The following is a 10964-nucleotide window of genomic DNA, read 5'->3' on the forward strand; positions in this document are numbered from 1 at the left end:
TAAGGTGATTTTTTATTAAATAAACAATCCAGCGATTGTTGCAGATAAAATAGAAGCAAGTGTTGATGCAAATAGCATTTTCCAACCGAATTTTGATACGATGCTTCCTTGTTTTTCAGAAAGGGCACGGATTGTACCAACAATCGCACCAATTTGGCTAATACTTGCGAAGCTAATTAAGAATACTGTAACGATTCCAACTGTACGTGGAGCTAATGTTGCAGTAGCGCCTTTTAAATCAAGGATTGCTACAAACTCGTTTAATACAATCTTCGTACCCATAATACCACCAGCTGGGATAATATCTTGAGTTGGAATACCCATTAAGAATGCGAATGGAGAAAGTATATAACCGAAGATTTGTTGTAAAGTAACAGCATATCCCATTGCACCTGAAGCAGCGCTAATTACGTAGTTTACAACTTCCATAACACCAATGAAGGCAATCATTAACGCAGCAACGATACCAGCTACTTTTAAACCATCAAGCGCACCGTTAATCATAGCGCCGATAAGGCTATCTCCGAATAGGTTTCTATCAAATTTTTGAACCACTTCGTCTTCTTTTTTCGTATCAACTGGTGTTAATAATGAACAAACGATTAAGCTTGAGAATAAGTTTAGCGGAAGAGCCGCTAATACATATTTCGCATCTAACATCATAACGTATGATGCTGTTACAGAGGCAGAAACTGAGCTCATTGCAGAACAACAAATGATAAACATACGGTTTTTATTAAAATGTTGTAAATCATTTTTAATAACGATTAACGCTTCACTAGAACCAAAGAATACAGAATTTACTGCGTGGAATGATTCAACGCGTGGTAAACCAGTAATTTTTGAAAGTGCACCGCCGACAATACGAACGATGAATGGTAAAACACCTAAATAACTAAAGATAGAAAGTAGTGCTGAGAAAAATACGATAATTAGTAATACGTTTAAGAAAAAGACAAAATCTCTTTGAATTCCATTAAAGAGAAAATCGACACCTGTCGTACCAAGTTTAATTAGTTTGTTGAAAACTTTACTAATGAAGATGATAATTTGCTGTCCGATCTTTGTGCCAAACATAAACCAACCAATTAAAATTTGGAAACTAATCATAATAGCAATTGCACGGAAGTTGATTTTACTTCTATTGTTTGACAAAGCAAAGCATAAACCTAAAACGACAAGAATACCGATAATGCTCATTACATATTGCATGTAGTTGCCCCTTTCAGAAGTTCGTATAAAGTTTTTACATAAAACGCTCGTTATATTACTAAAAATAAAGTAATGGAAGTTTCATGTCATACGTAAGATGTCTGACCTTTTTGAAAAATAAAAAAAAGACCCTATGGATTCACTTTCATCTATGAGAGAAAGCTAATCAATAGGAGTCTTTTTTATACATAGGCTAATATTCATTAGTTTTCCCCATAGTCCAGCAATTTAAGGTTGCCGGGTAGAAACTCTCGATCCATATTATCGACTATATATGAGGTAACATCGTCCGTATTAAATTAGTAGTAGCGTAACATTACTAGAGAACTATCGTCAATAGCTTTTTTTCTTCCAATAGAAATAGACCATATAAGTATGATAAAATGTAACGCAGTGTTATGAAAAAGAGAGGTCGGAAAATGAGTATAAAAATGACGCCACCAGTTGAAAAAAACGAGTTTATAGATGTAGTGTTTGAAGATTTAACACATGATGGTGCCGGTGTTGCGAAAGTGAAGGGATATCCTATTTTCGTAAAAAACGGATTACCAGGTGAGGAAGCGCAAATTAAAATTATTAAAGTGAAGAAAAACTTCGCGTTTGGTCGTTTAATGAAACTTCATCAAGAAAGTCCATATCGTAAAGATGCAGAATGCCCCGTGTACAACGAGTGCGGAGGTTGTCAACTTCAGCACTTAACATATGAAGGACAATTAAAAGCGAAAGAAAAACAAGTACGTGACGTTATGCAGCGCATCGGTGGATTAAGTGATGTTCCTGTTCATCCTGTACTTGGCATGAAAAACCCGTGGGTATACCGCAATAAAGCACAAGTGCCAATTGGAGAACGTGAAGGTGGACTTGTAGCTGGTTTCTATCGTCAAGGAACGCATGACATCATTAATATGGAATCATGCTTAATTCAGGCGGAAGAAAACGATACATTAATTCAAGAAGTAAAACGTATTTGTGAAAAGCACGGTATTTCGGCTTACAATGAAGAGCGTAACAAAGGAACACTTCGCCACGTAATGGCTCGCTACGGACAAGTAACAGGGGAAATTATGCTTGTCTTTATTACACGTACAGCTGAATTGCCAAATAAAGAAGCAATCATTGAAGAAATCGCAGCGAAATTCCCAGAAGTAAAATCAATCGTTCAAAACGTAAACACGAAACGTACAAACGTTATTTTCGGAGACAAAACGACAGTACTGTACGGATCAGAATATATTTATGACTTTATCGGTGACATTAAATTTGCGATTTCAGCACGTTCATTCTATCAAGTAAACCCAGAACAAACGAAAGTGCTATACGATAAAACGTTAGAATACGCAAAATTAAATGGTAACGAAACAGTAATTGATGCCTATTGCGGAATTGGATCAATCTCCTTATTCCTAGCACAAAAAGCGGAAAAAGTGTACGGCGTTGAAATCGTCCCAGAAGCAATCGAAGACGCAAACCGAAACGCAGCACTAAACAACATGACAAACGCTGAATTTGGCGTAGGAGAAGCAGAAGTAGTCATTCCAAAATGGTACAAAGAAGGCGTAATCGCCGACACAATGGTCGTAGACCCACCGCGTAAAGGCTGTGACGAAGCACTACTAAACACAATCATCGACATGAAGCCAAAGCGCGTCGTATACGTATCATGTAACCCAGCAACATTAGCACGTGACTTAAAAGTACTAGAAGAAGGCGGATATAAAACACAGGAAGTACAGCCTGTTGATATGTTCCCGCATACGACTCATGTAGAGTGTGTGGCTTGGCTTAAGTTGGTATAATAAAAAAGCAGTTGATATAGAAAAATCTATACCATCTGCTTTTTGGTTTATAAAAATACCATTCAGCAACGATTTTAGTTAAAATGAATATTGCTGATTTTCACAAAATATAAATGTCCAAATGTACTTTTGCTATTTGGCTTTATATTTTTAAATTGAGAGTTTGAAATTGTATTCATATTGAGAGGATTTGAATTTGAAATGATAGATAATTTTTGGAATGATTTACCACGACCGTTTTTCGTACTTGCACCAATGGAAGATGTGACAGATGTTGTTTTTCGTCACGTAGTAAGTGAAGCTGGTTGCCCAGATGTATTTTTCACAGAGTTTACAAACTCGGATAGCTATTGTCATCCAGAAGGTATGAAAAGTGTACGTGGCCGTTTAATTTTTACAGAAGATGAGCAACCGATAGTGGCGCATATTTGGGGAGATAATCCTGAATATTTCCGTCAAATGAGTATTGGTATGGCAGAGTTAGGATTTAAAGGTATTGATATTAATATGGGCTGCCCTGTACCGAACGTAGCATCAAGAGGAAAAGGTAGTGGTCTTATTCTACGTCCAGACGTTGCGGCAGAACTTATTCAAGCAGCAAAAGCGGGTGGACTACCTGTCAGTGTAAAAACACGACTTGGCTTTAAAGAATTAAGCGAATGGGAAGATTGGTTAACGCACATTTTCAAACAAGATATTGCGAACCTTTCTATTCACTTACGTACAAGAGAAGAAATGAGCCAAGTAGATGCGCACTGGGAACTAATTCCGGAAATTAAAAAGTTACGTGACCGTATCGCACCAAATACGTTAATAACAATCAATGGAGACATTCCTGACCGTCAAACTGGAATGGAACTTGCTGAAAAATACGGTATTGATGGCGTTATGATTGGACGAGGAATCTTTAAAAATCCGTTTGCCTTTGAAAAAGAACCGAGAGAGCATAGCAGTCAAGAACACCTTGACCTTTTAAGACTGCAGCTTGACCTTCAAGATCAATATGCAGAAGTACTACCACGTTCAATCACAGGGCTTCATCGCTTCTTCAAAATTTATGTAAAAGGATTCCCTGGAGCTGCTGAATTAAGAAATCAATTGATGAACACGAAATCAACTGATGAAGTGCGTGCGTTGCTTGATAAGTTTGAGGCGAGTGTTGATAAGGATGGAGATAGTGAAACAGTGTAACTTTTGAAAGTTAGAGGGGATAGGGTGTAGCGATTTTATGAGTGTTTGTTTCATTTTAATTAAGGTGAACCATATCATAAGTAAGTGAGATATTCTATGTAAAACAAGGGTAAGAAAAGAATACAGGAGAAAATTGAAAATGGCAGGTTGGTCTTGATTTTCACTGATATTATCATGTTTATTTTATTATGCCTATAACTTGGAGGCTATGTGAATGGTAAGTGATCAGACGAGATATTCTAGGCTCGCGAATATAACAAAAATAATAAATACAAAATTAGAACTACGTGAAGTATTGCAGCGTGTAACAATGGCGATATCAGAGGAGATTGTTAAGTGCGACGCTGTTGGAATCTATTTACCCCAGGAAGATGGAACATTTAGAGGGTTTGCAGGAAAACCAGAGACAATAAATGGCGTAACGCTCGATACTCAGGTAATTGATCCTGAAATAGACTTACTGGCAAAAGAAGTTATTGAAACCAAAAAAACCATTTATATTCCTGATACATCAAAGGATCATCGGCCGGATCCGAGACCAGTTGCTGCGTTCAAAATTAAGTCCTTATTAGCTCTACCTATCTCATTTGGGCAAGAGTTATTTGGTCTGGTTTTTTTATTTGATTATGGAATTCCAATGAATTTAACAAATTCAGAAATTCAAAGTGTTGAAGCTTATGTAAATATGGCTGCGGTCGCAATTCAAAACGCAAATAATTTAACACAAAAGGAAAACCTTATTTCCGAGAAGCAGCTGTTACTAAATGTTACCCGTGATTTATCAATGTGTTCCTCGATACAGGAGAGTTTTGATAAATGTTTTCTTTACTTAGGACAGATTTTAGAGAGTAAAAACATGGCTGCCCACCTTTTAGACCCGCTAGACAAAACAACGATTAAAACAACGAAGTTAAGCAAGGACTGTGATTGGACAGAAGCGGATTGGGTGGAGAAAAGCTATGAAGCCAAGATCCAAGAGGTTATTCAAACAAAAAATATAGATAGTAAGGGTCTACTGATGATTCCATTGGTTTCAATGGGAGAAGTATTAGGGGTAATCGTCGTTGGCAAAGAGGGAAAAGCTCACAATTATGATAATTCCCAAATGCAACTGGCAAAATCTATCGTTGATGCCACAGCACCTACGTTTTCCAACTTGTTATATATGGATCGACTTGAAAGCATGGTGGAAGAGCGAACGAGAGAACTAGCTGTTGCTAATGAAAAGGTTACAAGTGTGATTGAAAGTATTACGGATGGATTTTTTACTTTGAATAATACATGGGAATTCACGTACGTAAATAAGCATCAATATTTTCCACAAAGAAAAACAGCAAAAGATGTATTAGGCAAGAATATATGGGAGATTTTCCCGAGTAGCGTTGAAGAAGTTATGTATAAGGAACTTCATCGTGCAATGTCAGAGCGAACTACAGTTTATTTTGAATTTTTTTCTACCTCTGATGAATATTGGCACGAAGTTATTGCATACCCGTATGATGATGGTATTTGTTGTATTTTTAAAAACATAACGGAAAAAAAGCAATATGAGCAGGAATTGAAAAGGTTATCGAACATAGATTTAATAGGGCAAATGGCAGCAGGTATCAGCCATGAGATTAGAAATCCAATGACAACAGTACGAGGGTTTTTGCAGTTATTAAAAGAAGAGCACACCTATGAGAAACATAATAAGTACTTTAATTTAATGATTGAAGAACTTGACCGTGCCAATTCTATTATTACTGAATTTCTCTCAATGGGTAATACAAAGAAATTGGATTTGCAGATGTTAGATTTAAATTCAATTATCCACGATATTATTCCTTTAATAAAGATTGATACGTATAATCAAAATAAATATATTCAAGTCGATACAAATGACATTCCGGAATTACTTTTAAATCGTAATGAGATACGGCAATTATTAATAAACCTATACCGTAATGGCTTAGAAGCGATGAGCACAGGGAAAGTTCTAACCATTAGCACCTACAAGGAAGGTCAAAATTGTGTGGTGCTTGCAGTGCGGGATCAAGGAAAAGGTATCAGGCCTGAAGTATTTGAGAAACTGGGTACTCCATTTTACACGACCAAAGATAATGGAACTGGATTGGGGTTAGGCATATGTTATGCCATTGCTGCCCGTCATAATGCAAAAATAGAAATTCAAACAGGATCGGAAGGCACTACCTTTTTTGTTAAATTTAATTATGAAAATAATGAATAATAACCTCATTTAGATTAGTTATGGTGAACTGTACCACAAATATTCATATTTGAGTTGCATAAAAAATGGACAAACCTATATTAGGTTTGTCCATTTTCAAGTATGTTAATTAATAGTAAATCCCCATCCGTAATTTCGCACGATTATCCTATCCTTTTTTGCTTTATTAATATCATCCTCAAAGGAAGGTGATGTCCCACTACCAACTAAAATACCTTTTACAGTATTTAATTTTAATTCTTCTTTACATAGTTTAATATAATGTTTAATTTGATTTAAAGCGTTTCTATCAATAGGGCCTTTCTTAATCTCTACTACAATAAATTCGTTATTAGTAGTATCTCTTAATAACAAATCTAAACGTGATTCATCTGAGAAGATATGCTGTGATTTTTCAATTGTATAGTTTGCATCAAGTATTGAAGGGTTAGAAATGATGAATTTCTCGATATCTCTTTCTAAAATTTGAAATACTTCTTCAGCGGTTAAAACTCTATTAGTAAGTCTACCCTTGGACTCATTTTGTTCAATTAAATCTAATAATAAATTGATATCAGATGGATTCAATTCTTTCCAAGTACGAAGAGCAGAAGAAATTGCACTTAATAAAGTTTGATTAGGATTAAGGTTTGCAGACCTGGATAATTTACTCAATAATTCAGGTGTAATTTCCAAAGGAACTTGAAGGACTTTAGATTGAATAGGATTTCCAAACGCAATACATTCGCTTGGTGTCAGTTGCTGAATCTCTTTCTTTAGGTGAGGATTATCATATTTATTCATGATTAAACGATTCTGTTTGATATCTTTTACAAGCACGACTTCTTCGACCAGATAATATGCGGTTATATAGCGCTTGTTATGTATTGTTTTATGAAAGAATAGAAAATCTCCCTTTTGTACTTTTAGGAGCTTTTCGGTATTAGCCCCTGACTCTCCATATGTATATTCTGTTAGCATTGGGTCCTCATGTCCGAAGTTTCGTTCAGCATCTTTATAACCAATTAGATAATTCACTATTGATTCCCTCCCGTATGAACTCTAGTATCATTATAATTCAATTGGTTTAAAATGGATAATTCCAAGTGCCTAAACAACATATATTGCTGTTTTAAACTCATCCCCAAAAGCATTAATCCACCCAAGACTACAAAACCTCCCCCTAAAATGTTAAAGTAGTAACTTAACGACATTAATTTACACATGCTAAAAGCATTACTATAATCAACATTTCAGGAGGAAAAACAATGGCAATAAGCAATAATGATATTTTAATTAGAGTAAGATATGCTCTGGATATAAAAGATATAGATATGGTGGAGATATTTAAACTTGGTGGCGTTGAAGTAACAAAAGAAGAAGTGCGAAAGATGCTGACAAAATTAAAAAACAGTTACTATGATGAAGTTGAGGATAGTGATGTAGTTGAATATGATTACGAAATAAAATGCAATAATGTTATGTTAGAGTCATTTCTGAATGGTTTTATTACTTTTAAAAGAGGAAAACAAGATCCAAAATCAGGGCAATCGGATAGACAAGCGATGTCTTTAAAGAGTAATGGAAGTGTTAATAATCTCGTTCTAAAAAAATTGAAGATAGCACTATCATTAACAAGTGAAGATATGCTTGATATATTAGAAGACGTAGGAGTCATTGTAACAAAAGGAGAATTAAGCGCTCTATTAAGAAAAGAAGGCCATAAGAATTACAAAGAGTGCGGTGATAGATACGCAAGGAATTTCTTAAAGGGATTAGCTGTAAGCTATAGAGGATAAGGAATAAGCATTGTAACATTTATGTTAAAACAGTAAATGGTATAATAGCTAGAGTAGGTCGTTTGTAGCCTACTCTTTTTTATTTATAAAAATAACATAAACAAATATGCTAGGTGATGAAATGATACATACATATTCAGGTGAGACAATTAATTTTCATATAACTTATAAGAAGAAAAAGTCGGTGCGTCTTTTTGTAGATTCGTACGGAAATGTGGAAGTGCAAGCTCCAAAAGGAACGCCTGTTGAATACTTAGTCCAATTGTTAGAGGAGAAATGGGATTGGATTCAGAAAACACGTAAGGAAATGCAGGAGCGAGCGCTTGGACCACAGGAAAAGGGTTATGATCAAGGCGAGGGCTTTCTGTATTTAGGGAATACGTATCCGATACAGATTTCTCAAGATGCAAGTATTACGCAAGATAATGCAGTTTTTGAAGGGGATAAGCTACACATTTATGTGAATGAGCTTAAGGATGAGAAAATACAACAAGCTTTGAAACGATTTTACTATAAGCAGTGCAAAGCATTAGTAGAGAAGAGTATTAAAGCGCATCAAAGTAATTTTAAAACAAAACCACGTTCTATTCGTATTACAGATAGTAGTCGTACGTGGGGAACTTGTGATTCAAATCTACAGTTAACGTTTAATTGGAAGCTAGCAATGGCACCTCAGAGGGTAATTGATTATGTAGTTGTTCATGAAATGTGTCATATGGTTCATTTAAATCATGATCGATCTTTTTGGCGTCTTGTCGGGAAGATAATGCCTGATTATAAGGAAATGGAAAACTGGTTAGCGTTATCTAGTTGGAAGATGACGGTTTAGTTATTACTTTAGATTGTGGAATGAAATAAAGTAGAACCCTAATGAATTAGGGTTCTCTTTGTACATAGATTATCGTCCAAACTTCACAGTGAAAGTATCGTCTATTCTCTCCATCGCATACCCACGATACCCCTCCGAAAGCAACGCCTGCTGTCCACCAGCATCACTCATCGGAACGCTCTTAACATCGGACCAACCTCTTTCCTTATCCCCACGCAACTCCTTCACAAAAACATACCGCATACTCCCGCCATACTTCTCCTTCAGCGCAGCAATTTCCATACCTTGCGCAAACTTATCTTTTAAACTAGGAATGTTGAAAGGTGCAACGGTGCAGCAAACATAGTCGTACTGGCTGTCTTCTTTTTGTAATTTATCCATGATGACTGTGGCTAATATTTTTTGCATGCCATTTCCTCGGCAGTTTGGATGAACGTTTGAGATTTCTTGATAGATGACGCGGTGTAGCTGACTTTCTGGTAGACCAATATCAAGCCCTAAATGTTCATCGTCGATAGGAGGGACTAGTAGGGCACGAAATGCGATGAGCTCGTTTTGTATAAACGCCCCGATCATCATGCCGTTTCCTTCTAGAATGTATTGAAATTCTTCTAGCGAGAGTGGTTGTAAACGACCTTTATCTTCTAGCGCTTCAACTATAACGTTTTGTAGTGATAAAATTTGTTCCATATGTTCTAAAGATAGTAATGTAACGTGAAATGAATCGTTGTTTTGTTTTAATGTTCCTTCGTAAAGAGTCGTCATGTGTTAGTCCTCCTTTAGCGTACAACGTCTTGAAAGACGGTTAATTCTTGTAATGTATTTTCGTTTATTTCAATGCCGAGTCCCGGCTTTTCGTTTAAGCGAATAAATGGTACGTCGTAATGTAAGTTTCCGATGTCTTTCGTGAATTTTAATGGTCCCGTTAGCTCGACACTAGTAATGATTTTTTTTGAGAAAGCGACATGGAATCCTGCGGAAGAGGCAACAGATGATTCGACCATGGATCCAACTTGGCATTCAATGCCTGCCATTTCAGCTTGATGAGCGAGTTTTACAGCTGGATATATGCCGCCGCATTTCATTAGTTTTATATTCACTTTATCAGCTGCGTCTAATTTAATAATTTGGCGCATTTCACGAGAGCCTTTTAGTCCTTCATCAATCATAAGCGTAAGATCTGTTTTCGAACGAATATGAGCCATTGCATCAATATCATCCGCTACAACAGGTTGTTCAATCCAGTCGATGTTTAAATGACCTAATGAACGAAGTGCTGTTAATGTGTTTGCGCTATTTTTCCAGCCTTGGTTTACATCAACGCGAATCGCGATATCATTTCCTACACGTTCACGTACAGCTTCAATTCGTTTTACATCTTCTTTTACATTTGTACCGACTTTCATTTTGAAAGATTGGTAACCTTTTAGAATCATAGAGGCAGCTTCTTCAGCCATGTCTTCTGGATCTGCAATACTTAAGACGTGAGTGACAGGAAACTCTTCATGATAGCGTCCGCCAATTAATTGATATACAGGTTGATTTAATTTTTTGCCCATTATATCAAAACAAGCGATATCAATCGCAGCTTTCGCTGTAGGAACACTGTAAATCGTATTGTCCATCATATCGTGTATTTTCTCGATATTCATTGGATTTTTCCCAATTAGAGCAGGAGCTAGTGTATGTTTTAAAACATGGAAAGTACTTTCCCATGATTCACCTGTAACGTGATCATCAGCAACGCCTTCACCGTAACCGATAATGCCTTCATCTGTTTCCATTTTGACGATAATAGAAGGCATATCAGAATAAGAACCATAACTAATAACAAACGGATCGCGAAGTGGTAAACGAATTGCGTAAAGATGAATAGCTGTAATTTTCATTGAATAAAGACCCCTTCCTGTTTACAATGGTTTTGTACA

9 protein-coding genes and 1 riboswitch are annotated in these 10964 nt (G+C 36.2%); of the genes, 5 read left to right on the forward strand and 4 right to left on the reverse strand.

The window, feature by feature from the left end; translation table 11 throughout:
- Window positions 1–15: 15 nt before the first annotated feature.
- Window positions 16–1212, reverse strand: a complete 1197-nt coding sequence (locus MKY70_RS01965) for a NupC/NupG family nucleoside CNT transporter (RefSeq protein WP_002010061.1) — start codon at window positions 1210–1212, stop codon at window positions 16–18.
- Window positions 1213–1408: 196 nt separating this feature from the next.
- Window positions 1409–1510, reverse strand: a riboswitch (purine riboswitch).
- A 121-nt stretch (window positions 1511–1631) separates the two neighbouring features.
- Here MKY70_RS01965 and rlmD point away from each other — a divergent pair.
- The 3 genes from rlmD to MKY70_RS01980 all read left to right on the forward strand — a co-directional run bounded on the left by rlmD (window position 1632) and on the right by MKY70_RS01980 (window position 6429).
- Window positions 1632–3008: a 23S rRNA (uracil(1939)-C(5))-methyltransferase RlmD gene (gene rlmD, locus MKY70_RS01970; RefSeq protein WP_088031357.1), complete on the forward strand. Its 1377-nt coding sequence runs from the start codon at window positions 1632–1634 to the stop codon at window positions 3006–3008.
- 201 nt (window positions 3009–3209) lie between these two features.
- Complete coding sequence (locus MKY70_RS01975; protein WP_061676137.1) at window positions 3210–4199, forward strand: tRNA dihydrouridine synthase; 990 nt, start codon at window positions 3210–3212, stop codon at window positions 4197–4199.
- Between the two features lie 214 nt (window positions 4200–4413).
- Window positions 4414–6429 carry a GAF domain-containing sensor histidine kinase gene (locus tag MKY70_RS01980; protein WP_088031356.1) on the forward strand — a complete coding sequence of 672 codons (2016 nt, stop codon included), beginning with the start codon at window positions 4414–4416 and terminating at the stop codon, window positions 6427–6429.
- Window positions 6430–6534: 105 nt separating this feature from the next.
- On the opposite strand, the gene MKY70_RS01985 is transcribed toward MKY70_RS01980, so the two are convergent.
- Window positions 6535–7446: an endonuclease NucS domain-containing protein gene (locus MKY70_RS01985; RefSeq protein ID WP_088031355.1), complete on the reverse strand. Its 912-nt coding sequence runs from the start codon at window positions 7444–7446 to the stop codon at window positions 6535–6537.
- A gap of 230 nt (window positions 7447–7676) precedes the next feature.
- On the opposite strand from MKY70_RS01985, the gene MKY70_RS01990 reads away from it, so the two are divergent.
- Together MKY70_RS01990 and MKY70_RS01995 are read left to right on the forward strand one after the other, a co-directional pair.
- Window positions 7677–8207: a YehS family protein gene (locus MKY70_RS01990; RefSeq protein ID WP_088031353.1), complete on the forward strand. Its 531-nt coding sequence runs from the start codon at window positions 7677–7679 to the stop codon at window positions 8205–8207.
- 121 nt (window positions 8208–8328) lie between these two features.
- Window positions 8329–9036 carry a M48 family metallopeptidase gene (locus MKY70_RS01995; protein WP_088031352.1) on the forward strand — a complete coding sequence of 236 codons (708 nt, stop codon included), beginning with the start codon at window positions 8329–8331 and terminating at the stop codon, window positions 9034–9036.
- Between the two features lie 69 nt (window positions 9037–9105).
- On the opposite strand, the gene MKY70_RS02000 is transcribed toward MKY70_RS01995, so the two are convergent.
- Together MKY70_RS02000 and MKY70_RS02005 are read right to left on the reverse strand one after the other, a co-directional pair.
- A complete protein-coding gene (locus MKY70_RS02000) occupies window positions 9106–9801 on the reverse strand; it encodes a GNAT family N-acetyltransferase (protein ID WP_341022907.1) in 696 nt (231 codons plus the stop codon).
- A 14-nt stretch (window positions 9802–9815) separates the two neighbouring features.
- Window positions 9816–10925 (reverse strand): mandelate racemase/muconate lactonizing enzyme family protein, encoded by a 1110-nt coding sequence (locus MKY70_RS02005; protein WP_088031350.1) that lies wholly within the window; start codon window positions 10923–10925, stop codon window positions 9816–9818.
- Window positions 10926–10964: the final 39 nt, after the last annotated feature.

The sequence above is a fragment of the Bacillus sp. FSL R9-9492 genome (assembly GCF_038007365.1).
GTDB lineage: Bacteria > Bacillota > Bacilli > Bacillales > Bacillaceae_G > Bacillus_A > Bacillus_A mycoides.

Excerpts from the sequence above, each read along its gene's own strand:
- MKY70_RS01965 (WP_002010061.1), bottom strand. The coding sequence starts at position 1,212 with ATGCAATATGTAATGAGCATTATCGGTATTCTTGTCGTTTTAGGTTTA.
- MKY70_RS02000 (WP_341022907.1), bottom strand. The coding sequence starts at position 9,801 with ATGACGACTCTTTACGAAGGAACATTAAAACAAAACAACGATTCATTT.
- MKY70_RS01990 (WP_088031353.1), top strand. The coding sequence starts at position 7,677 with ATGGCAATAAGCAATAATGATATTTTAATTAGAGTAAGATATGCTCTG.
- MKY70_RS02005 (WP_088031350.1), bottom strand. The coding sequence starts at position 10,925 with ATGAAAATTACAGCTATTCATCTTTACGCAATTCGTTTACCACTTCGC.
- rlmD (WP_088031357.1), top strand. The coding sequence starts at position 1,632 with ATGAGTATAAAAATGACGCCACCAGTTGAAAAAAACGAGTTTATAGAT.
- MKY70_RS01995 (WP_088031352.1), top strand. The coding sequence starts at position 8,329 with ATGATACATACATATTCAGGTGAGACAATTAATTTTCATATAACTTAT.
- MKY70_RS01980 (WP_088031356.1), top strand. The coding sequence starts at position 4,414 with ATGGTAAGTGATCAGACGAGATATTCTAGGCTCGCGAATATAACAAAA.
- MKY70_RS01975 (WP_061676137.1), top strand. The coding sequence starts at position 3,210 with ATGATAGATAATTTTTGGAATGATTTACCACGACCGTTTTTCGTACTT.